This is a genomic window from Desulfitobacterium nosdiversum (assembly GCF_049860565.1).
GTDB lineage: Bacteria > Bacillota > Desulfitobacteriia > Desulfitobacteriales > Desulfitobacteriaceae > Desulfitobacterium_A > Desulfitobacterium_A nosdiversum.
In genome coordinates this window covers 2,163,839-2,184,982 of record NZ_CP172056.1, presented here as the reverse complement: position 1 = coordinate 2,184,982, position 21,144 = coordinate 2,163,839, and the positions used below count along the sequence as shown (strand labels likewise).

23 protein-coding genes are annotated in these 21,144 nt (G+C 42.5%); 1 reads left to right on the top strand and 22 read right to left on the bottom strand.

From position 1 onward, the window contains the following. Window positions 1–4: 4 nt before the first annotated feature. The 12 genes from ACHOLT_RS10470 to ACHOLT_RS10415 all read right to left on the bottom strand — a co-directional run bounded on the left by ACHOLT_RS10470 (window position 5) and on the right by ACHOLT_RS10415 (window position 12,191). Entirely contained in the window at window positions 5–1,177 is a 1,173-nt protein-coding gene (locus ACHOLT_RS10470; protein WP_425800372.1) for a DegT/DnrJ/EryC1/StrS family aminotransferase, read from the bottom strand. Window positions 1,178–1,205: 28 nt separating this feature from the next. After that, the gene (locus ACHOLT_RS10465) at window positions 1,206–2,327 is read right to left on the bottom strand and encodes a DegT/DnrJ/EryC1/StrS family aminotransferase (protein WP_425808002.1); all 1,122 of its coding nucleotides are present in this window, start codon (window positions 2,325–2,327) and stop codon (window positions 1,206–1,208) included. 18 nt (window positions 2,328–2,345) lie between these two features. Then, the gene (locus ACHOLT_RS10460) at window positions 2,346–3,116 is read right to left on the bottom strand and encodes a DeoR/GlpR family DNA-binding transcription regulator (RefSeq protein WP_425800370.1); all 771 of its coding nucleotides are present in this window, start codon (window positions 3,114–3,116) and stop codon (window positions 2,346–2,348) included. Between the two features lie 156 nt (window positions 3,117–3,272). Continuing rightward, complete coding sequence (locus tag ACHOLT_RS10455; RefSeq protein WP_425800368.1) at window positions 3,273–3,467, bottom strand: hypothetical protein; 195 nt, start codon at window positions 3,465–3,467, stop codon at window positions 3,273–3,275. A 2-nt stretch (window positions 3,468–3,469) separates the two neighbouring features. After that, complete coding sequence (gene feoB / locus ACHOLT_RS10450) at window positions 3,470–5,470, bottom strand: ferrous iron transport protein B (protein ID WP_425800366.1); 2,001 nt, start codon at window positions 5,468–5,470, stop codon at window positions 3,470–3,472. Window positions 5,471–5,497: 27 nt separating this feature from the next. Then, window positions 5,498–5,716 (bottom strand): FeoA family protein, encoded by a 219-nt coding sequence (locus ACHOLT_RS10445; RefSeq protein WP_425800364.1) that lies wholly within the window; start codon window positions 5,714–5,716, stop codon window positions 5,498–5,500. Window positions 5,717–5,907: 191 nt separating this feature from the next. Next, the gene (locus ACHOLT_RS10440; RefSeq protein WP_425800362.1) at window positions 5,908–6,933 is read right to left on the bottom strand and encodes a 4Fe-4S dicluster domain-containing protein; all 1,026 of its coding nucleotides are present in this window, start codon (window positions 6,931–6,933) and stop codon (window positions 5,908–5,910) included. A 12-nt stretch (window positions 6,934–6,945) separates the two neighbouring features. After that, a complete protein-coding gene (locus ACHOLT_RS10435; protein ID WP_425808000.1) occupies window positions 6,946–7,662 on the bottom strand; it encodes a FadR/GntR family transcriptional regulator in 717 nt (238 codons plus the stop codon). 165 nt (window positions 7,663–7,827) lie between these two features. Then, window positions 7,828–8,529, bottom strand: coding sequence for a FadR/GntR family transcriptional regulator (locus ACHOLT_RS10430; protein WP_425800360.1), 702 nt, complete (start codon window positions 8,527–8,529; stop codon window positions 7,828–7,830). A 164-nt stretch (window positions 8,530–8,693) separates the two neighbouring features. Further along, window positions 8,694–10,352, bottom strand: coding sequence for an L-lactate permease (locus ACHOLT_RS10425; RefSeq protein ID WP_425800358.1), 1,659 nt, complete (start codon window positions 10,350–10,352; stop codon window positions 8,694–8,696). A gap of 355 nt (window positions 10,353–10,707) precedes the next feature. Further along, window positions 10,708–11,676, bottom strand: a complete 969-nt coding sequence (locus ACHOLT_RS10420) for a 2-hydroxyacid dehydrogenase (RefSeq protein ID WP_425800356.1) — start codon at window positions 11,674–11,676, stop codon at window positions 10,708–10,710. Window positions 11,677–11,726: 50 nt separating this feature from the next. After that, window positions 11,727–12,191, bottom strand: a complete 465-nt coding sequence (locus ACHOLT_RS10415) for a hypothetical protein (RefSeq protein ID WP_425800354.1) — start codon at window positions 12,189–12,191, stop codon at window positions 11,727–11,729. Window positions 12,192–12,322: 131 nt separating this feature from the next. On the opposite strand from ACHOLT_RS10415, the gene ACHOLT_RS10410 reads away from it, so the two are divergent. Further along, window positions 12,323–12,838 (top strand): hypothetical protein, encoded by a 516-nt coding sequence (locus tag ACHOLT_RS10410; RefSeq protein WP_425800352.1) that lies wholly within the window; start codon window positions 12,323–12,325, stop codon window positions 12,836–12,838. Window positions 12,839–12,840: 2 nt separating this feature from the next. Here the strand turns inward: ACHOLT_RS10410 and ACHOLT_RS10405 are convergent, their stop codons facing one another. The 10 genes from ACHOLT_RS10405 to ACHOLT_RS10360 all read right to left on the bottom strand — a co-directional run bounded on the left by ACHOLT_RS10405 (window position 12,841) and on the right by ACHOLT_RS10360 (window position 21,138). Next, window positions 12,841–13,608, bottom strand: a complete 768-nt coding sequence (locus ACHOLT_RS10405; protein ID WP_425807998.1) for a pseudouridine synthase — start codon at window positions 13,606–13,608, stop codon at window positions 12,841–12,843. Between the two features lie 62 nt (window positions 13,609–13,670). Continuing rightward, the gene (locus ACHOLT_RS10400) at window positions 13,671–15,125 is read right to left on the bottom strand and encodes an ArnT family glycosyltransferase (protein ID WP_425800350.1); all 1,455 of its coding nucleotides are present in this window, start codon (window positions 15,123–15,125) and stop codon (window positions 13,671–13,673) included. Then, window positions 15,110–15,874 carry a glycosyltransferase family 2 protein gene (locus ACHOLT_RS10395; protein ID WP_425800348.1) on the bottom strand — a complete coding sequence of 255 codons (765 nt, stop codon included), beginning with the start codon at window positions 15,872–15,874 and terminating at the stop codon, window positions 15,110–15,112. Before ACHOLT_RS10395 ends, ACHOLT_RS10400 begins: the two co-directional genes overlap by 16 nt. Before the next feature lie 49 nt (window positions 15,875–15,923). Beyond that, entirely contained in the window at window positions 15,924–16,463 is a 540-nt protein-coding gene (locus ACHOLT_RS10390) for a spore maturation protein (protein WP_425800346.1), read from the bottom strand. Next, on the bottom strand, window positions 16,460–17,041 hold the full coding sequence (locus tag ACHOLT_RS10385; RefSeq protein ID WP_425800344.1) for a nucleoside recognition domain-containing protein: 582 nt from the start codon (window positions 17,039–17,041) through the stop codon (window positions 16,460–16,462). Before ACHOLT_RS10385 ends, ACHOLT_RS10390 begins: the two co-directional genes overlap by 4 nt. 117 nt (window positions 17,042–17,158) lie before the next feature. Beyond that, window positions 17,159–17,644: a GerW family sporulation protein gene (ytfJ, locus tag ACHOLT_RS10380; protein ID WP_425800342.1), complete on the bottom strand. Its 486-nt coding sequence runs from the start codon at window positions 17,642–17,644 to the stop codon at window positions 17,159–17,161. Between the two features lie 240 nt (window positions 17,645–17,884). Then, window positions 17,885–18,610, bottom strand: a complete 726-nt coding sequence (locus ACHOLT_RS10375) for a DUF2953 domain-containing protein (RefSeq protein ID WP_425800340.1) — start codon at window positions 18,608–18,610, stop codon at window positions 17,885–17,887. Window positions 18,611–18,702: 92 nt separating this feature from the next. Then, on the bottom strand, window positions 18,703–19,257 hold the full coding sequence (gene scpB / locus ACHOLT_RS10370) for an SMC-Scp complex subunit ScpB (RefSeq protein ID WP_425800338.1): 555 nt from the start codon (window positions 19,255–19,257) through the stop codon (window positions 18,703–18,705). A 3-nt stretch (window positions 19,258–19,260) separates the two neighbouring features. Further along, on the bottom strand, window positions 19,261–20,046 hold the full coding sequence (locus tag ACHOLT_RS10365) for a segregation and condensation protein A (RefSeq protein ID WP_425800336.1): 786 nt from the start codon (window positions 20,044–20,046) through the stop codon (window positions 19,261–19,263). Between the two features lie 459 nt (window positions 20,047–20,505). After that, on the bottom strand, window positions 20,506–21,138 hold the full coding sequence (locus tag ACHOLT_RS10360) for a site-2 protease family protein (RefSeq protein WP_425807996.1): 633 nt from the start codon (window positions 21,136–21,138) through the stop codon (window positions 20,506–20,508). Window positions 21,139–21,144: the final 6 nt, after the last annotated feature.

Below are 21,144 nucleotides of genomic sequence, written 5' to 3'. Positions count from 1 at the left end.
TTTTTTAATTCTTTTCAATACACGCGATAAGCTCTTTTGCTACATACTCGGCATCATCCAAAGAGAGCTTTGAATACAACGGCAGGGTAATTTCATTTGCGTACTGAGCATGGGCATTGGGATAATCTTCAATGCGATAGCCAAGATTCCTATAGAGTGTAAACATCGGCAGCGGCATAAAGTGTACATTGGTAGCAATGTCTTTTTCGCCCATTTTTTGAATAACCCGATTTCTTTGTTCTTCACTGAAGCCCTTTAGTCTTAAGGTATATAAATGGTAGTTGGTTTGTACTTCATCGTTTTTTTCAAGGGGAAGAACCGCCCATTCTTTTGGTCCTAAAATCTGACTGTAAACTTTATGAAGTTCCGCCCTTTTTTGAAGCATCTCTTCATACCGTTGAAGTTGAACCCGTCCGATTGCTGCCATGATATCCGTCATATTGCATTTAAAGCCATCCGTTAAGATATCATATTTCCATGCACCCGCCTGCATTTTCGAGAAGGCATCCTTGGTTTGGCCTTGCAAGGAAGTATATTTAAATTCCTTAAACAAGTTATCCTTGCCGTGAAAGCTGTTGTCGTTATAAGTAATTGCTCCTCCTTCTGCCGTTGTCAGGTTCTTTATCGCATGAAAGGAGAAAACATGAAAATCCATCTGTCCTCCAACCTTCTGTCCCTTATAGACTGCGCCAAAGGAGTGAGCAGAGTCAGAAATCAGCGTAATATCTTCACGATTTTTAGCTTTCAGGACTTTCCTTATTGCATCATAATCAACAGGCGCTCCTGCAATATCCACCGTCATAATCGCCTTCGTTTTCGGTGTAATTGCCTCGCCAATCTTTTGTTCGTCAATGAGAAAACTGTCTCTCTTAGTATCCACAAACGTTGGCTTTATGCCTCGATGAACAAGCACATTTGAAGTTGCTGCATAGGTATAAGGCGTTGTTATGACTTCATCCTCTCCGCCTATGCCTAAAACCTTTAAAATGAGTTCCATGCCTGCAGTTGCACTATTCAAGGCTACCGCATATTCCGTGCCGCTGTAATCCGCTAATTCTTGCTCAAATTGAGCTGTTTGGGGACCGGACGTAATCCATCCGGACCTTAGAACTTCTGAAACAGCAGCAATTTCTTCTTCGCTGATATCCGGCGGGGAAAAAGGTATTTTTTTATACATGATCTTAAATTCCTTTCTAACTCGCTTTTTAGTTTTTATAAAAGGCATTAATCTTTTCGCAGATATACTCTACCTCATCTGTTGTAATTTCAGGATAGATCGGAAGAGCAATGATCTCATTGGCTGCCCTCTCCGCGACCGGAAAGTCTCCTTTTTTGTAGCCTAAATCCTTAAAACACTCCTGAACATGAAGAGGGCGCGGATAATAGATGCTGTACCCAATTTCATTTTCTGTCAAATATGCTGCAAGTTCATCCCGTCTTTCAGCCAATATATTAAACACATAATAAACGGACTTTTGCTCTCCTTTAATCTTAGGAAACCTGATATTCTCACAGCCGCTTAACCGCTCCATATAGAGACGGGCAATGTTCTCCCGCTTGCGAATGGCTTCATCAATATATTTTAATTTAATCAGCAATATAGCGGCTTGAAGGGTATCCAAGCGTGAATTGTACCCAACATTATCATAAAAGTATTTCTTTGAAGCACCATGAACTCGATACTGTTTCGCCTTTCGGGCAAGCTCCTCATTATTGGTAATGATCATCCCGCCGTCGCCGTATCCCCCAAGAGTTTTCGTCGGGAAAAATGAAAACACTCCAAAATCACCAATTGTTCCCGAGTGTTTATATTGGCGGCCCATCCCTTTCCATCTCATGCCGAAGGCTTCAGCTGCGTCTTCCAGCACTCTGAGCCGATGCTTATCTGCAATATCCATGATCCGGTCCATGTCTGCCATCTGATTAAACAAGTGAATTGGAAGAATTCCTACTGTATTTGAGGTAATCTTTTCTTCAACTTTATTTACATCAATTGAAAATGTCTCTTCATCAATATCTACAAAAACAGGACGTCCTCTATGCTTTGTGATACAAGACGCTGAAGCCAGAAATGTAAATGGTGAAGTAATAACTTCTTTTCCATCCTTAAACCCAAGAATATCTGAAGCTATGATTAGTGCATCGGTTCCCGACGCTACCCCTACAGCATATTTCGCCTGACAATATTCTTGAATTCCGTTTTCTAATTGAGCAACCTGGTCACCGAGGATAAAATTCCCCTTTTCGAGAACGTGCTTAAGCGCACGATCAAATTCATCCTGTTTCTCAAAATACTCTCGGGTTGATTCATAAAATTTAACCTTCATCATTCATCTCTGCCTTTTTTAATTTTCTTTTGCGATTAAGACTTTAACACCTAACTGTTTAATTTTTTCAATTTCCTCATCCGGAGCTTCCCAATCCGTAATGACAACCTCTAAATCCTTTAAATCCATCGTTTTAACAAAGAATTCCGTTCCTACTTTGTCAAAATTCATCAGGCAAATCGTTTGACGCGAGACTTCTGCCACAGCACGTTGAAAAATAGCGCCTTCCGGGGTTGAACTGCTTAAGCCGTGTTTTGCAGAAATTCCTCCACCCGTTATAAAAGCCGTATCAATCCGCAAGGTCTTTATAAATTCCGTTGCTAACGGATCAACAATCCCCTCCTCACTTTTCACTTTTCCGCAGACAATATAGGTTTCAATATTGTTGTACGATTTAAGCTTTTCGGCAATAACGAGAGAATTAGTAATAACAGTGTAATCCCGATCAACAGGCAAGTATTTCAGCAAGATATAGTGAATACTGGCCCCACCTATAAATAGAGTGTCGCCCTGTTCTATGTAAGCTGCTGCTAATTGTGCGACCGCGTTTTGGTGCTCTGTTCCCTCACTGTATCGAATTCGGTCATCCATCGGAAATCTTCTGACTTTGGATAGAGGTACAGCTCCTCCATGAGTTCTTTTGAGAAGACCTTTTTCTTCCATTGTTGTGAGGTCTCGGCGAATCGTATCAATGGACACTTGAAAATCCTCTGCAAGTTCCTTTGCAAATACCCTTCCCAATGATCTTACCTTAGAAAGGATTTGCTCTTGACGTTCCTCAGCAAACATTTACAACACCCCCTCTGCCCCATTATACCATTTTATATGCAGCTTTGTACTGTTATTTTTGCACTTTTTAGCTTTTATATGCTGTTTTATTCAGCATTATTGAAGAATAAAAAAGAAAGGGACTAAAGCACTTAAGCTTCAGTCCCTATGTATTAGTTACTTTCCACACGCTGAACAATTCCCAGAACAGCCTCGCGGCAGTTCCTCCCTGCAGCGCGGGCAAACGAGCATTAATCCTTCGATCGGATAACCGCAGCGGGGACACGTTTGAGCTGAATGACAACACGCTCCATGGTCATTATTCGCAAGGTTGATCTCCTTCTCCGCCTTCTCTTTTTTTGACCAGAACATTTTTACGCCACCCCTTTCGCAGCCAAGGCGCTGTCTCCTTTAATTTGATCTTTAATTCTGCGTTGATATGCTTTCATTACGAATATGATCGCGATCACTATTCCCCAGAATACTCCTCCAATGAAAAGGATCTGGGAAGATGTCGCTGTACCGATTAGATTTGCAAGCTGAGCTACTGTTCCCCCGATTAGGAAAGCAATAACCCAAGTACTTAACCACATCAGGGCACCTTCTTTCTTGGAGCGTTCTTTGAACATAACCAAGATCGAAGCAATACAAGGAACAAAAAGTGTAATTGTAATTAACGAAACAACCGTTTGGATTGAAGTCATCGGTATATCCGCAAGACCGGCAGCAGCGAAATCACGGCGCACAATCCCCATAATAAAGGCTGTCGCAGATTCCCTCGGCAGGCCAAGCCAGCTTACGGTCAACGGAGCTAGGAGATTCTGCAGAAAATCAAGAATCCCGCTGACTTGGAATACACTAATGATAAATGCGCCTAAAGCAAACAGCGGAAAAGCTTCCTTAATAAACATAATCGACTTCGTCCATGTTTTTGTTACTACATTGCCCAAACGCGGAAAACGCAGTGGAGGCAGATCAATCAACAGATCTGAAGATTTGCCGGCTAACATTGTATTCATCACGGTTCCGACTAAGACAAAAACTGCAAGAATTACCGCGCTGTAAAGAGCGACATAAACCGGGCCAACACCGGCAAGCATTCCCGCGATAACCCCAAGCTGTGCCGAACAAGGAATCACCAAACCCAATAGGAAGGTTGCAATCCGCTTTTCTCTATCTGTTCCAAGGAGACGCGTCGTAATAGTCGCCATCGTCACACAACCCAGTCCAAGGATCAGCGGAATGATCGCCCGTCCATTGAGTCCGATACTGGTCAAAACACGGTCAACTAACGTTGCAATCCGTGGTAAATACCCTGAATCTTCGAACAGGGAAAGGATAAAATAGAACCCGATAACTAACGGGAGGAGTAAGCCAAAAACATAGGTAAAAGTCATGGTTAAAAGTCCATAATCACCGATTAAAATGGTTCCAAGTACTGAAGCTTGATTGATAACCATTCCTACAACTGAGCGAACAAACGGTTCAAAATAGCCAAGCATAACCGTTTTTTCGGTAAAACCAACAACGGTTCCTGCTACGAATACCCCAATTAATTGATACATGGCATAAAGTATAACGAAGAGAATGGGAATTCCTGTGAGCGGTTTAATCATAATTCGGCTTAAAAACTGGCTGAAGCGCGCACCTTTATTTTCTTCCTGTACAACCTCGTTTACAATGCTATTAACGCGCTGACGGCGCTCCTGGTAAACTTCTTCCCGTAAATTCATCGGCTTAAGCCCATAATATTCAGCAACAATAGGATCACCTTCAAGGATCAATAAGGCCTCAGCCTGGGGAACGCCTTGCTGTGTTAACTCTGTAAGTTTTGCTTTCAGAGACGTGTCAATCTGTCCTGGGGCAGCTTCTGCAATTTTTTGCATAAGCTCTTCCATGCCTTTTCGCCGAATCGCTACCGTTGGAACAACGGGAACACCTAAACGCTCGCTTAACTTGGCAACATCAATCTTAACCCCTTGAGCTTCCGCCTCATCCACCATATTTAACGCCACAATAACGGGTATCCCTGTATCAATCACTTGCTGGGTTAGGAATAGGTCACGATCTAAATAAACAGCATTCACTACATTAATGATGACATCAGCATCTAAAATCACATCCCGGGCTACGCTTTCCTCATCATTAAAAGAAGAAATACCATAAACCCCCGGCGTATCAATAACTACATCCTCTTTATAACGGCCTGATGAAATTTCCAGAGTCGTCCCCGGATAATTTGAAACATCAACATACATTCCGGTTAAATAGTTAAAAAATACGGATTTCCCGGCGTTTGGATTTCCAGCCAAAACAAGTTTCCGTGCGCCTTCCGGTATATCAATTTGAACACTGCATCCGTGACAATGGGCCATTATCTCTCTCCCCTTCTCTACAAAATTCTAACGAATTTCCACTTTAATTTCTTGTGCCAAACTCCGCCCCATGGCAATGAGCTGTCGGTTTTTTCGAACGACGATCGGGCCAACCGGAACGACTTCCTCACAAGTCAGCCACTCCCCAGTTGAAATTCCAAAACGTAAGGCTTGAGCACGTATCGAATCATTGCTGATTTCCTTAATTTTAAAAGATTGACCCCTTTTAACTCTGTCTAAGGTCACTACCGCTCCCCCTCTCATCATATGTAATTGATAATGATTATCATATTCATTTGATCTTATTTTAATTCGGATTCTTTTTCTTGTCAATCCCCAAAATAAAAATAGACCTCGAAAGAAGCTCTTCGAGGTCTAACCTATTCCAGGCAATCCTATACGCCCTACTCAATATTGATTTTGATTATCACTTTTTATTAAGATAAAAAGTTTGATCCCTCTACTGAATCACTGGTTGCACAGGCGTAACATAAAGGAGGTTCGACATTGTCAAACAGCTGTTTGCCGCAGCGACTGCAATATCGGTATTTTCCCTGGTGAATACGAATCTTGCCCGTAAACATCCGGTAGGATAAGCGTTTATTTTCAAAACTCAGTGCTTTTTGTTTGCAAACACTCACACATCGCTGACACTCCACACATTTAAAAGGTTCATAAATCAGGGTTAATATATCTTTATCTTCCTTCTTTGCCAGGGATTTCTGCGGACAAATCGCGGCACAGACCCCGCAATTAGAGCAGTTATCACTGACGTTTAAGGCGGGCAGCGGCAAAACAAGTGCCTTCTTAGACTCCCACGTTTCGCCGAAAAATCGACGTGAGCGTGGAATCAAGTAGCTCTCGTCAGAGGTGATCCCAGGCAGCATTATTTCCAATTTCTCGCGACTCCAATTGCGTAAGCTCATCTTCGGAGATTGCGTTTTCCTTATCTGTTGATCATTTGCTGAATTATTTCCGTTGTCAGGAGCAACTATAACCGATAGGGGGGGATGTCCCGGCCAGGACTTGTGCACCTTATTAAAATTTTGGACACTTAGCCCACAAGCTTTTTTGTCCGGGCAATTAACACACTCTCCCGTATAAATTTCAACCTTTTTATCCTGAGATTGCAGAAGAAGGCTCAACCACAAATCCCGATCAAGTATGCCTAAACAGGAAATTTCAAAACCCATGGGATTTGCTAGAGGGCAATTTAAAGTAATTTGCTCGGAACCACGAATATACTCTAAAAGCTTATCTATAGAACGATCAACTAATCCGTCACTTGGGCAGACTGCCATACAAACACCGCATTCGGTACACCGTTTCGCATTAATCTCACGGTTATCCTTAATTGCCTGATGCGGGCATGCTTCTATACATAATTTACAAGATTGAGCAAACGGTCTCTTCTTATTGAGGCAGTTATCTGGATGATAAACGATTTGGCATTGATTAAGCATATAAAACACCTCTTAATCCAGAGACATAAGCCGCTTCAACTCATCTTCAACTCCATTTAAATGCTCTAAAATAAGTTCGCTTGCTTTTAAAGCATTTTGGCTTTTGATGGCCTTATAAATTTGCGCATGTTCCTTTAATAAAATATCTGGAGTATATTTACCTTCGTAAAGCTTATCGCGGCTTGTCTTTAATATACGCTGCATGAGATCTGAGATTGTATCCATGAGCCGGATTAGTAAAGTATTCTTGGTAGCCCTTGTTATTGCGTAATGAAAACGAAGATCAGCTTTTTCTCCGCCGAGTTCAGGGGTAATAATTTCTTGCTGCATATCCGCTAACGCCTGCTCGAGCTCCAATAAGTCCTCTTTTTCAGCTCGTTGTGCAGCCAGACAGGCCGCTTGGCCCTCCAAAATTTTCCTGACTTCTAAAAGTTCCAAAGCTGTACCTTGCTCTACAGAAAGCATCCATGCCAGCGGAGCTATTACAGACTCAGCTCCGACCTTTTGAATGAAAGTTCCTTCCCCGCTTCGCACTTCCAACAAACCCATCATCTCTAAGGCACTCAGTGCTTCACGAATAGAAGCACGGCTTACTTTAAAACGTTCTACCAGATCACGTTCAGAGGGCAGTTTATCTCCCGGTTTTAGCTCCCCGCGAATAACAAGATCTCTAATTTGTTCAACAATTTCTTCATATATTTTTCGCGTTTTAATCGGTTTTAGTTCCATTGACTCCACTCACCGCCCACTTGATCTTGTTCTATTCAATCACCATTACTTACTTTAACATTCTCCATCCTTAAAATCCATAATTTCATGGTTTTTAAACGAATTCTGTTCTTCATGTGAATTTTTGAAGCATAATATGACTGACTTGAATACGATTTTACAAGGTTAAGGCTTCAGATAATCTTTCTCTACTCCTTCTAAGTGAGCCAGCATTCGTTCTTTGGCATGCTGAAGATCTCTTTTCCGAATTGCTTCAAAAATTCCTGCATGCTCATTATAAAGCCGCTCGGGCATTCCCTTTTCTTCATAGAGCTTGATTCGACTCGTCTTTAAAGTATGATGCATCGTATCGGAGATAGCATTCATAAGTCGTATAAAAATTGAATTATGGGTCGCCCGTGCGATTGCGAAATGGAACTTATGATCCGCTTCTTCACCAAGTTGATCCGTTTGCAAGTCGGAATGCATTCTCTGCAGTGCGCTTTCCATTTCTTGCAGATCATCTGGATTAGATCGTTCAGAGGCTAGCCCAGCAGCTTGGGCCTCAAAAATTTTTCGAACTTCGAGCAGTTCAAGATCACTATCTTTCTCCATATAAAGAAGCCAGGCCAAAGGAGTAATCACGGATTCGATATCAATTTGACGAATATACGTCCCCTCACCGCTTCGTATTTCTAGCATACCCAACATTTCTAAGGCACTAAGCGCTTCTCTAACCGATGCACGGCTTACATGCAAGCGTGCAGCCAAGTCTCGCTCCGACGGCAGACGGTCGCCCGGCTTTAGATTTTTTGAAGTCACAAGCTCCCGAATTTGCTCCACGATTTCCTCGTAGATTTTACGTGTTTTAATTGGTTTTAGTTCCACTACTATACCCCTCTGCTCACTATTCTTTTCTGATGAATTAACTTTACCATGTGAAAGTTTTTAAATCCAATATTTATCTCAAAAATACATTATTTTTTAAAATAAAAGGGAAGTGAATAACTCACTTCCCTCTATAGTACGAATCAAAAATGCACTATGACTTCTTATTTTATAGCGGCTGTTATTGTCGGAATCATACCAGGAACTACATACGCTTGCAGCCAAACCATAGCCATCATGATGACTAAGAACACAAACGAATGTTTTAAGGTAAAGCGGAACAGATCAGATTCTCTACCCGCTAATCCTGTGGCACCGGTTGCAACAGCGATGGATTGAGGAGAAATCATCTTACCGACAACACCGCCGGAGCTGTTTGCTGCAACAGTAAGCACCGGGTTAACTCCAATTTGATTTGCCGTAACTTGTTGAAGTTTACAGAAGAGAGCATTTGAAGAAGTATCCGAGCCTGTGAGGAATACACCCAACCAGCCAAGTACTGGAGAAAGAATTGGGAACGCAGCACCAGTCGAGGCAAGCAAGAGGCCGAGTGTGAAGGAAAGTCCGGAGTAGTTCGCAAGATAAGCAAATCCTAAAACAGCGCCCATGTTTATTAATGCATATTTAAGCTGATTTAAAGTGCTGAGGAAAACTTTTAATCCTCTTGCAGGAGAAACGCCGAGAATAAACATGCTGATAATCGCAGAAATCAAAATTGCCGTACCGCCTGAACCGAAGAAGTCCCATCTGTAGGAAGCAGCATAGACAGCCGGCTTAGCCACGATTGGAGCGGCTTTCATGACTAAACCGTCCAGACCAGGCCAATGGGCAATATTTACGAACAATCCACTCTTAGCCACAAAAGCTTTAAAGGTCGGCAAGCCCCAGATCGAGACCATAACGGTTAAGATAATGAAAGGAGACCAAGCTTTAAAGGTTCGACCAGCGGAGTAGTGGACTGCATTTATGTTTTTATCAACTTTTTCGTTCGGGAAATGGAATACATTTTTAGGTTTCCAGAATTTCAAGAATACCGCTGTTGCAATGAGAGAAAACAGTGAGGAAATAATATCCGGCAAATATGCGCCGAGGAAGTTAGCTGATAAGAATTGGGCAAGTGCAAAAGATACCCCTGAAACGATGATTGCAGGAAAGACTTCCAGTGCACCTGCCCAACCAGACATAAGAACAACGAGATAGAAAGGAACAAATACGGATAAGAACGGAAGTTGACGTCCAATGGTCTGTGCAATTGTAAAGTCGCTGATACCTGTTACGGAACCCGCAGCAATAATTGGAGCACCAATGGCACCGAAAGCAACTGGAGCAGTGTTTGCGATCAAACAAACGCCGGCAGCATATAAAGGTTCAAACCCTAAGCCAATTAAAAGAGCAGCAGTAATTGCAACCGGTGAACCGAAGCCGGCAGCACCTTCCAAGAAAGCACCAAACGAAAAGGCCACGAGTAAGGCTTGCATCCGACGGTCATCGGAAAGAGAGGAAATTGAATTCTTGATAATTTCAAAGTCTCCCGATTCAACAGTTAGGTTATAAAGGAATACAGCCGTAAGAACAATCCAGGCAATAGGAAATAATCCATTAACAATACCTAAAACCGATGCAGATAAAGCGAGGGAAACCGGCATTTTATAAACAAGAACAACATCGACAATCGTCAGAAGCAGTGTCCAGATTCCGGCAATATGTCCTTTCATCTTCTTAACGGTTAAAGCCCAGAACAGAAAGAAAATCGGAATTGCTACAACTAAGGATGTGAGTGCTAGGCTGTTGCCAAGAGCAGCATAATTATGAGTCCACGGCATAAATTGACCACCTTTCTCCTCTTCAACTTACACTTATTCTTTCTTGGATTACGAATAATATTCCTATCCACTAAAAATAGTAAGCGCACCCCTCCAATCACTTGATCATACTATGTCTGATGGTCTTACCGTTAAGTGAAAATTTAAAATGGTCTGACCACCGACCATGTGTCCATAATAATCTAAAAATTTCAATTTTGCAATACATTGAAAATATTTTCACAAACACTTGAAATGGCTTAAATTCAAGGAATTACGGTCATTTGAAGAAATGGAAAGACCTGATAAAACATGCACGTTTTACAGGTCTTTCTTAATATTTCGAATTTTAATACCAATTACATCTTTATTAGTATCATATTACAAGATCAATTGGTTCCTCACCCTTGAGTGCTTTAACAAGATTATGTGCAGCCCGCATCGCCATAGCATCTCGGACTAATCCTGTTGAAGAGCCGATATGCGGAACAGTAATCACATTTGGAAATTGTAATAGTGGATTTTCTGGGTCTACCGGTTCTTTTCTAAAAACGTCAAGACCTGCTCCTCGAATTTTCCCTTGCTTTAATCCTTCAATTAAAGCCTGCTCATCCACCGTTTCTCCTCGTGATGCGTTGATAAAAAATGAGGTGGGTTTCATCAGATCAAATTCCCGTGAGCCCATCAAATCACGGGTTTCCGGTGTAAGGGGAGTCATGAGCACCACAAAATCCGACTCCTGAAGCAAGGAATCAAGCGTACAATATTTTGCCCCTAGATTCTCCTCGACCTCCTCATTGCGTGATCGGTTATGATAAAGAAGTTTCATATCAAACCCTTTCACAGCGCGCTGCCCAATTGCTTTCCCGATTCTTCCCATTCCGATAATTCCAAGGGTCTTATGGTGAACATCTGAGCCAAAAAGGACTTCATCCATTCCCTTCTTCCACTGACCTGCTTTAACAAAGCGATCAAGTTCTGGGATTCTGCGTGCAGAAGCGAGGATAAGGCCAAAGACGAGATCCGCCACTGTATCATCGAGAACATAAGGAGTATGTGTTCCTAAAACATGATGAGCCTTCATTTCTTCCAAGTTAAAATTATTGTAGCCGACGGCAATATTGCTTACTACTTTTAACCGGGGCGCCTGATCAAGAAGCTCTTTATCAATTCTACGCGCACCGCTTGTTAAAAGTCCGTCCGCCTCATTTATCAGTTTTAACAGTTCAGCTTGAGGCATGCCGCCTTCTCCTGTCCATTTTTGATAAGTACAAGTTTCTCCAATGAAATTTTCTACTTCTTCAGAAACCTTCATCGCTATGATTACATGCGGTTTATTACTCATCCTTTCCATCTCCTTTTGAAACTATTGATCATACAGGCCTTTTTATCTTCCTAATTGAGGTACTTGCGCTCAAGCTTTTTAATCTCTTCTTGAATCAATTGATGTACACGGAAAAGCAGCCTTTCTGCATCCAAGCGATAAATTTCTAAGTTTTCAGGACTTAAAAATTCAATTTTACGGAACTCCGATCTTAATACCAAGGGAAGCAAATCATCAAGATTATCCACCCGCAGCGAAAGTATCACCGGAGCAAAGGCATATTCCCTGTTTTTACGGCCTTCAGATTCACTTACGGAATAAACGTCGAGGCTTAAGTCGATATCTTCGATGACTATTCCTTGGAGAGGAATATTTCTTAATAAAGCGACTTGCTCTTCACGCTTTTGCTCTGCTATCTCTTCTTTGCTTTTGCCCCCAAAAAAGAAACGGCCGTTTTTACCCTCTCCTTTATAGTCCAAACGAATCCGTACACGAATATGTTCGTTCAACAGTTCCTCGCCAATCTTAATTTTCATTTACATCTCTCCATGTCCAAGGTTAATCAAGCATAAAATTCGGCATGGATCGAATTTCTCCTGCAATCGATGGTGTGAACCTTTAATTTTCTGGATATACTAAAACAAACCTTAAGTAAGGGGGATAAAGAATGACTACACGATCCGTCTTAGCAATCTTCAAGGGTCCTCAGCAAACGAAAGAAGCGGTCGAAGAAGTGCAGGGTGAATCCTTGGCTAACAGCTACATATCTGTTATTGTTCGGAGTGACTATTTACATCAGGGCAATATCAATGAGGAGCTTGCCAACGAATTGGCTTACCATCCGTCAGAGATCAATTTGGACCGGTTTAATGCTTGGCTTGTCCAAGCCCCGCCGATGAATATTCCAAACTTAGGGGAATGCGTTGCCGCAGGCCCTTTAGCGAATGATTTGCTGCACCGTCCCCACGGTCAAGGACTGGGTGAAGCTTTACTCAGCTATGGACTTTCTGAGGAACGCGTCCGTCACTATGAACATGAGGTTCGTACCGGGCACTTCTTGGTCCTCATTGAAACAGAACAAGAAAAAGTGAATTCCGTAGCCAACACTCTTCAAAAATTCGGCGGAAGAGATATCGAAAAATGGAATAAAGAGATCGATCATCCTCTTTATTCCAGGCACTAAATCTAATTTAACTGAACAGTTCGGCGCAAGGCTTGAACCTCTTGTTTATTTAAAGAGCGGTACATTCCTGGTAAAAGCTTTGAATCAAGCTTCAGCGGGCCAAAGCCAATTCGCTGCAAGGTAATTAATGGGTGGCCTACTCGGCTGAACATTCGTCTGACTTGACGATTGCGCCCTTCATGAATCGTAATATCATAAAAGAAAAATGAGCCTTCGCCTGAATGATTCACCTCATGAATTTTGGCGGGGGCTGTCTTTCCGTCTTCCAGCAAGATTCCATTTCGTAATTGATTTATCACAGAGACGGTGAGCTTTTCCTTTATTCCTACACGGTAAGTTTTTTCAACACCGTAATGGGGATGCATGAGCCGATGGGCTAATTCCCCATCGTTTGTCAAAACGAGGAGTCCGGAAGTGTCATAATCCAGCCGTCCTACCGGATATACACGCTGCGGAACCTTTCGGAGCAACTCAACAACCGTCTTTCGTCCTTGTGGGTCTTTGGCACTGGTAATAACTCCTGTCGGTTTATTCAGCAAAAAATAAACGTAATCCCCAGAAGGAACTGCGATAGGCTTACCTTTAACCGTAACCTTATCTTCCGGAAAAACCTTCGTTCCCAGTGTTTGGACTATTTTCCCGTTTACTGCAACCTCACCTTCGAGAATCATTTGTTCAGCCTGCCGACGAGAAGCAATTCCAGCATGCGCTAATACTTTCTGCAGCCGCTCGCCCTGCTTATCCCGACTATCGGTTACTTTTTTCTCTATCTCATCTTGCGTATTTTCTTTTTTCACCCATTCCACCCTTTTCTCCATTCCTTATCTATGAATTAACGATTATTCAGTGGATAGACTCCCGGGCCTATTTCCGAATATTTAGCTTGAACCTTCTTCCAAAAATCGGAGCCCAGTTCGGTCTTAGGAAGTGCAATAAAGTAATCCCCTTTGAGCGTTGAAAGCTGTTGCCAAGCCTCCGCGCTTTTCGACGGATTCAGTCGGTAGCCGACACGCTGAGCATAGTAAAACGTCATGGGCGGCGAATCACTTAAAATAAGAACACTCTCTTTCGGCGTATTCTCACGAATCCAGAGCGCTTGATTTAAATAGCGCATATCCCAAAGATATTTCTCTTCATTAACTACTGTGCCCTGAATCAAAAGAAAAAACAGCACTAATACTCCCAGGACAAAGCCGGGTATGTCTTCTATGCAATCTAAAGCAACCCCTGCCAGAAGGGACAAAGGCAAAATTACCGGGACTAGATAATAATCTAAGGCAATCCGGGAACAGATGAAAGCGACATAACTTAAACTGATTATACACCAAAGAAACAGGCTGTAGATAGTTCTGCGGTCTTTTTGTATATTCACTGAATTTTTGTCATAAATTATAGGCTGCTTATTGATCAAAACCAAAATCAAGAGGATGATTCCAGTCCCTGCTAGGAGTGTTACGGTTAAGCCAACTTCTAAAAATATGTTCTCTATTAATTTCTGCGAAAGAAGTCCAGTCCCTTCTACAACTTGTCCGCTCAAGATTCCCGAAACAAACTGGCTGGCCTGAGAAGCGGCACCTTTGTGAACCCAGCTGTAATACAGGCCTGGCGGAAGGAGCGAAAACAGCGAATAAATCATTATCCTTTTTTCCTCTCCTTTTAACGGCCAAAACCCAAGCATAATGCCTACCGGAAAAATCATAAGTTGAGGAAGCTTGGCCAAAATCGCAAACGCCATAACTAAACCAGCCCCTGCTAAACGCAGCCGTCCCGGTTTTTCACGCCAGAAAACCACAGCATTTAAAGCCCAAATTGAGAATGCTTGGGCTACAGGTTCCGGCATTACAACCCGTCCATAATATGCGGTCAAAGGAACAAACGCATAAATTCCCGCGGCCCATAAACCAGCACGCGAAGAAAACTTCTTTTGCCCAAAGACAAAAATTCCCCACACCGTGAGCATGGAAAAAACAATCGCCCATATTCGGCCCCATAGATCAGATTGCCCTAATAGAGTCCAAGTCCAGGCGATTATATACGGAAGAAAAGGAAATTCCAACTCAACCTTTTGCGGTACTGGCCCGTCGTAATTCAGGATGGGAAACCAAACTTGGGGGATAGCCGTAAGCCTGCCCAGCATATGATAAGCCATACTTGCGGTATCCGCTTGTCTCCAGCCTTGATCATCCAAAAGCGGATTCATGAGTCCTTGCGTACGTACTAATACTCCTAACAGGAGAATGAATATCAGGGGCCAATTAATGGATCTATTTTTTATTCTTCCACCCATTCTACTGAGCTCCACGCCTCTTTTTTCAAACGATAAATCAAGGTTAAATACCCCTTTATCGTTGATACAATTTTCATTTTACTTTTCCCTTGTTTTCTTTCGTAATGCAAAATCAACGGAACTTCAGAGATCTTTTGACAGAAAGGAACAACCTTAATCAGCAGCTCAACCATCGCGGCAAAGCTTCGGCTTTCCATCAGCAGTTCTCCATAATTATTATAAGCCCTGCGAAGAATCGATACACGATAAGCACGATAACCACAGGAATAATCTTTTACGCCTGCAATGGGAAAAAAGAACGACATGATTTTTCCCGCACCCCAAGAAAGAATTTTCCGGAATAGACTCAATCCGATTTGTTCCCCGCCCGGAGCATAACGAGATGCTATAGCTAAATCGGACCCTTCCTCAAGTTTTTGAACCAAAAGGGGGATTCGATCCGCCGGATGGGTATTATCCGCATCTAAGGTAATCAAAATATCCTCAGGCTTTTTCGACAACTCATTTAAAACGTGTGAAATACCTGTTTGCAATGCTCCGCCTAAACCTTTATTTTCCGAGTGGTTTAGAACAGAAATGCTGCCCCATCGACTTGCGTATTCCCTGGCAAGGTCTAAGGTTTGATCTGTACTTGCATCATTGACAACAATAATACGGTAAGAATAATCATTCAGGACAGTATGAAGATCCTCCAGTAAATAACCTAAACTTGCTTGCTCGTTATAAGCGGGTAAAACAACAAATAACATACTACGAAAGCCTCCTTTAGCCCCTTCCGTAGTATGCACAATGTTACGATTAATAAAACGTATAAAGAACAATCGCAACGGATGCGATCAAACCCACTAAATCAGCAAGCAGCCCAAGCTTTAAGGCATAGCGGTACTTTTTAATACCTACCGAGCCAAAATATACAGTTAAAACAAAAAAAGTAGTATCAGTACTGCCCTGTAAAGTAGAGGCTAAACGTCCAATCATGGAGTCGGGACCGTATTGGCTGATCATTTGCGTTGCGACTCCAAGAGCTCCCGAACCGCTTAACGGCCGCATTATAGCGAGCGGAATAATCGCACTGAGATTGGGATCTAAGCCAAAGAATAGAAAAACGGGCTGCAGAAATTGAGAAAGGATCTCCAGCGCTCCAGAATCAACAAACACACGAATTGAAACCAGCATTCCCACCAAAAAAGGGAGGATCTTAACCCCTGTTTTAAACCCGTCTTCTGCTCCGGTAACAAACGATTCATAAACAGGAACTTTTCGAAAATACGCTAAAACCGGAATAAAAAATAGAAGAAAGGGTATAGCCCAACGCGATATTTCAGCAATAGCTGTCATACTCTACTCCTCCGGCGAATCAGATAGTCAACAATAATTGCGACCGTCATGGCAAAGCCGGTCGCTACAATTGTTGTCCCGATAATTTCCGTTGGATTGGCGGAATTCGCTTTAAGCCGGACCCCAATAATCGTTGCCGGAATTAATGTAATGCACGAAGTATTTAGGGCTAAAAAAGTGATCATCGCTTGGCTCGCGATTTCGGGATGCGGATTCTCATTTTGAAGCTCCTGCATGGCCTTAAGTCCAAACGGTGTTGCCGCGTTTCCAAGCCCAAGAATATTGGCAGATAAATTCATGATAATTGCCCCTAAGGCTGGGCTGTCGGGTTTAAGGGAAGGAAACAAACGGCGAATAACAGGCCCAAAAAAACGAGCCAGCGCCTGAACCGCTCCTGCTTCTTCGGCTAAATGCATCAATCCAAGCCAAAGGCTCATAACCCCGATTAAACCAAACGCTGTCTCTACACCAAGCTCAGCTGCTTTCATTGCAGAAGCAGTGACTATATCGATTCGCCCATTAAACGCTGCAACTAGAATTCCAGTGACTAACATAAAAAGCCAGATTGCGTTCACCATGAGAACTCCCCCTTGTCACATATTTATGATTGGACAAGGAAGAATAGACCCTTAGCCAAACGGCTGATGCTAAGATTTACTTCGTTAGCATCAGCCGTTTGGAAATGTGGCTATGTATTAATCTTTGACAATGATTATTTCTTCATCTTGATCTTTATTTTCATTTTTGCTGTCATTTTTTGAAGCGGAATGATCCTTCTTTTTCATCATTGCCGCAACTTTATCCACTAAACCCGGAACTTCATCAATGAGTCGATCTACAATCATATTATTATCAACGGGAAGAAGCCGGATCTGTCCATGCCCGACAACTAAGAAACCGACTGGGCGTACGGATACTCCTGCTCCGCTGCCGCCGCCGAAAGGTAAATTCGAGGAAGCTTTTTGGCCCTCTTTATCTTCCCCTTGCTCTTCCTTGTTATCCTCGGGTGGTGCGAACTCACTTCCTCCTGCGGCAAAACCACAGGCAACTTTAGAAACCGGAATGATCAACGAACCATCAGGGGACTCCACAGGATCCCCAACAATCGTATTAACATCCACCATTTGCTGAATGCTTTCCATAGCGGTTTTCATTAATGCTTCAATGGGATGTGTACCCATATTTATTCACCCCTTATTTAGATTAAATTAATTGCTTTTAACTATCTAGGATGATTCACAGTTTCTCTTAATGCTATAAGCTGCATTCTCAATAACAATATGGACTTTTTTTAGAAAGAATATGCATTTAATCCTTTAAAATTGATCGTATTTCTTTGTCCTTGTCTGTATGCATCTATTACTGAATCTTCAATTATAGATATAATCTTTTCGCATATTTCTTTTTGACCAGCATTTCTCTCAAGAAATATTCTCTGAAGTTTGAGAGCGGTCTACCCTTAGTGCGATATGGGTCCGAATAAATAAACGTATCAAATCTAGACCAACGACCATTAAATGCCCGATTCTCAAGTTAAATATGCAATGAAAATCACACGAAAAACCAGGCTTTTTAAAGTTTGGGATTACTAAAATATGCGGTTGCTCAGTGTCCATTGTAACTTGCCGATATAAGCGAGCTAAAAAAAACCCGAGCATACTCCAGAAACTTCCGGTAAGAACAGCCGTATATGCTGGATCCTCAACTCCTATGTCTACTCGCCAATCCAGAAATGTACAATGGATGCCTCGATAAAATTTCTGTTTAACCGACTTAAAATGGTGCAGAATTTGCGGAATCCAAGGCAAAATAGTATAGAAAAATTCCCATTGAAAATAACGAAAACGGACATCCATCCGTGTTCTCCGCTTTTCTCCCATTGCTGCTTGAGATTCCTGCTGCATTTCAAGCTCAGGTCCTTCTTCCCACTCTAACTGAGCCGTTGGCATCCGAAATTTGAATTTCCACAATCCTCCGACAGCCGTCATTTTGATCTCAAGGTAATCATTTTGTTTCTGCCGTCGATAATAGCAATCGACAGTCGCCTTTAAGAATAGAGTCAGCCCTAAACCCATCAAACTGGCGAGAAAAAGTGCCAGAATCTGCACTAAAATCCCTCCGAATCCTCTTAAGCCAAAATCCTTCATCCTAAAGTTATAGGATATCCGCAGCTCTTAAAGAATATGCACAAAAAGAAACCCTCCGGCAGTGCCGAAGGGAAAGCAACATATTGACATATTTAAATATTTTCATCGGCCTCAGCCTTCAATTCTTTTTGAATACTTTCAAAATCAAGCTCCGGTAAATCCTTCAAAGAAGTCAATCCAAAATGCAGTAAAAACTGTTCGGTTGTTCCATAAAGAATGGGCCGCCCCGGTCCTTCTTTACGCCCAATTTCTTTGGTTAAACCCTTTTCAACAAGAGTTGCTATTGCTCGGTCGGACTGAACGCCGCGCAAAAAGTCAATTTCACCTTTCGTAACAGGCTGCTTATAGGCAATAATCGCCAATACCTCAAGCGCTGCGCTCGATAAACCTTGAGAAGGCTGACGATAAAGAGCTTCTATATAGTGCGACATTTGCGGTTTTGTTCCAAGTTTAAATCCGCCATTCACTTCGAAAATCATAAATCCGCAATCCGGTTTTTTAAACCGTTCTTGAAGCTCTGTTATAATCTCTGCAACATCTTCAATGCTCAATTCCAAAATCTCAGCCATACGTTCTAAACTCAATGGCTCGTTGGCAACAAGTAAAAGCGCCTCAACTCCCGCAATTTCATTTTCACGAAACAACATTTCCTACTCTCCTTCAGTAAATTCCAAGGCCTTCTCCGTGGGAAAAAGATGAATATCATGTTGAGGCGCACTTTGCTCACAGTGAATTTTGCCCGATTTTAAAAGCTCCAATAAAGCTAAAAAGGATACAATCACTTCCATGCGCGTATTTCCTCGAATAAGCTGGCTAAAACGTGTTCCATTAGGGTGGAGAATTACCCTCCGGAGCATATCCACCATGATTTTATCTATGGGCACCTCGTCCGGTTCAACAGTTTTAATCTCAACCCCTTGTTCAGCACGTACAACAACCTGACAAAAAGCTTCCCACAGTTCTGTAAAGCTTACGCCATCCAGAGGGTCTTCCTCATCAAACTGGCTGCGAATTTCTTGAATGTCCACTGTTCTAAAGTATTTTTGGCCAGAAGATACTTCTAACGCTCCAAGAATTTGCGAGGCCTGCTTAAATGTTCGATAAGCAATCAATCGTTCCACCAGCTCTTGGCGAGGGTCCTCTTCCTCAACCTCAAGTTCTTCTTTTTTCGTTTTGGGCAATAAGTAACGTGACTTAATATAAAGAAGCTGAGCGGCTAAAACTAAAAACTCGCTGGTTACCTCCATATCCAAGTCTTCCATTTGGCGAACCGCTTCGATAAACTGATCAGCAATCTGAGCCACAGGAATATCATAAATATCGATTTTCTCCTGTTGAATCAAATGCAAAAGCAAATCCAACGGGCCCTGAAAAGCAGGCAGTTCAACATAAGGAGCAGATTTAGCGGTTATCCCTTTTTCCATTTTCCGATCCATCCTCTCCTCTTGCAAAACTTTAAGTATAGCCAATATGACCCAAAAAGTGACCTTAAAAGGCCCGAAAGTGTAGCTTCTCCCCTTCGAGGATAAGTCGACTAAGGCTTAAGTTTCGTACCTCAACTCTAAGCCAGTCTCCTATAATGCACAGATGCAAACGATTTCACTGAGGGGCGTTGAAACACACAATGCTTTCAATGGGGAGCGGGGCCAGTGGACTTGTCCATGGATGGGCTGATGTCGCGGGTGCAAGGATGCACAGGAGCGACTCACTCCAGGTATTACCCTGAGGTTTGGCACGAAAGTGTCCGGTGGACATTTTCGCTCGAAGCGGCTATCTCCAAAGAATGCTTATCCGCTGAAGATAGCTCCATTGAAAGCAAGTACGCAAGCCCTGGAGCGGTAAGTAAGCAGATGTGCGTGAAGCTACACAACCCGGACTGTTATCTTTACTAAAAGTTAAAATCCCAAAAAAGGCGACAGCAGCGCAATTGCCCCTTTTTGATACAGTGAGTACAGCCCCGCCACAAGAGGCCAAAGCACACGTCCCAGAATATCGGTAAACAGAATAACCATCAAGATCAGCATGCCATAAGTTTCGATGATATGAAGAACATTTCCGAAACGAGCAGGTAAAACCCAGCCTAGGACAGAGAATCCATCCAGAGGCGGGATGGGTAAAAGGTTAAAGATTCCGAGGCCTAAATTCATCAGGACAATAGCCATCATGATTTTTGAAAGAATAGGTGACCAAGTTGAGCCGCTAAACCAATGAAGAACCAAAATCCAAATCACCATTCCAATAAAAGCAATCACCAAATTCATTAAGGGGCCGGCAATAGCAACGAGCATCCGGCCTCGTATTGGATTTCCCTTAAAATAGTGTGGAGTAGTCATAACGGGTTTAGCCCATCCGAATTGAAAAAGAAGCGCCATAATAGATCCAAAGATATCCAGATGAACAAAAGGATTCAGGGAAAGGCGGCCTTGACTGCGTGGAGTTGGGTCCCCCAAACGATCAGCTACAAAGGCATGAGCATATTCGTGAAAAGCAAAACCAATCAATAAGGCTGGAACATTCGCAATATACATCGTTAA

Excerpts from the sequence above, each read along its gene's own strand:
- ACHOLT_RS10470 (WP_425800372.1), bottom strand. The coding sequence starts at position 1,177 with ATGTATAAAAAAATACCTTTTTCCCCGCCGGATATCAGCGAAGAAGAA.
- ACHOLT_RS10465 (WP_425808002.1), bottom strand. The coding sequence starts at position 2,327 with ATGAAGGTTAAATTTTATGAATCAACCCGAGAGTATTTTGAGAAACAG.
- ACHOLT_RS10460 (WP_425800370.1), bottom strand. The coding sequence starts at position 3,116 with ATGTTTGCTGAGGAACGTCAAGAGCAAATCCTTTCTAAGGTAAGATCA.
- ACHOLT_RS10455 (WP_425800368.1), bottom strand. The coding sequence starts at position 3,467 with ATGTTCTGGTCAAAAAAAGAGAAGGCGGAGAAGGAGATCAACCTTGCG.
- feoB (WP_425800366.1), bottom strand. The coding sequence starts at position 5,470 with ATGGCCCATTGTCACGGATGCAGTGTTCAAATTGATATACCGGAAGGC.
- ACHOLT_RS10440 (WP_425800362.1), bottom strand. The coding sequence starts at position 6,933 with ATGCTTAATCAATGCCAAATCGTTTATCATCCAGATAACTGCCTCAAT.
- ACHOLT_RS10435 (WP_425808000.1), bottom strand. The coding sequence starts at position 7,662 with ATGGAACTAAAACCGATTAAAACGCGAAAAATATATGAAGAAATTGTT.
- ACHOLT_RS10425 (WP_425800358.1), bottom strand. The coding sequence starts at position 10,352 with ATGCCGTGGACTCATAATTATGCTGCTCTTGGCAACAGCCTAGCACTC.
- ACHOLT_RS10420 (WP_425800356.1), bottom strand. The coding sequence starts at position 11,676 with ATGAGTAATAAACCGCATGTAATCATAGCGATGAAGGTTTCTGAAGAA.
- ACHOLT_RS10415 (WP_425800354.1), bottom strand. The coding sequence starts at position 12,191 with ATGAAAATTAAGATTGGCGAGGAACTGTTGAACGAACATATTCGTGTA.
- ACHOLT_RS10410 (WP_425800352.1), top strand. The coding sequence starts at position 12,323 with ATGACTACACGATCCGTCTTAGCAATCTTCAAGGGTCCTCAGCAAACG.
- ACHOLT_RS10400 (WP_425800350.1), bottom strand. The coding sequence starts at position 15,125 with ATGGGTGGAAGAATAAAAAATAGATCCATTAATTGGCCCCTGATATTC.
- ACHOLT_RS10395 (WP_425800348.1), bottom strand. The coding sequence starts at position 15,874 with ATGTTATTTGTTGTTTTACCCGCTTATAACGAGCAAGCAAGTTTAGGT.
- ACHOLT_RS10390 (WP_425800346.1), bottom strand. The coding sequence starts at position 16,463 with ATGACAGCTATTGCTGAAATATCGCGTTGGGCTATACCCTTTCTTCTA.
- ACHOLT_RS10385 (WP_425800344.1), bottom strand. The coding sequence starts at position 17,041 with ATGGTGAACGCAATCTGGCTTTTTATGTTAGTCACTGGAATTCTAGTT.
- ytfJ (WP_425800342.1), bottom strand. The coding sequence starts at position 17,644 with ATGGGTACACATCCCATTGAAGCATTAATGAAAACCGCTATGGAAAGC.
- ACHOLT_RS10375 (WP_425800340.1), bottom strand. The coding sequence starts at position 18,610 with ATGAAGGATTTTGGCTTAAGAGGATTCGGAGGGATTTTAGTGCAGATT.
- scpB (WP_425800338.1), bottom strand. The coding sequence starts at position 19,257 with ATGTTGTTTCGTGAAAATGAAATTGCGGGAGTTGAGGCGCTTTTACTT.
- ACHOLT_RS10365 (WP_425800336.1), bottom strand. The coding sequence starts at position 20,046 with ATGGATCGGAAAATGGAAAAAGGGATAACCGCTAAATCTGCTCCTTAT.
- ACHOLT_RS10360 (WP_425807996.1), bottom strand. The coding sequence starts at position 21,138 with ATGTATATTGCGAATGTTCCAGCCTTATTGATTGGTTTTGCTTTTCAC.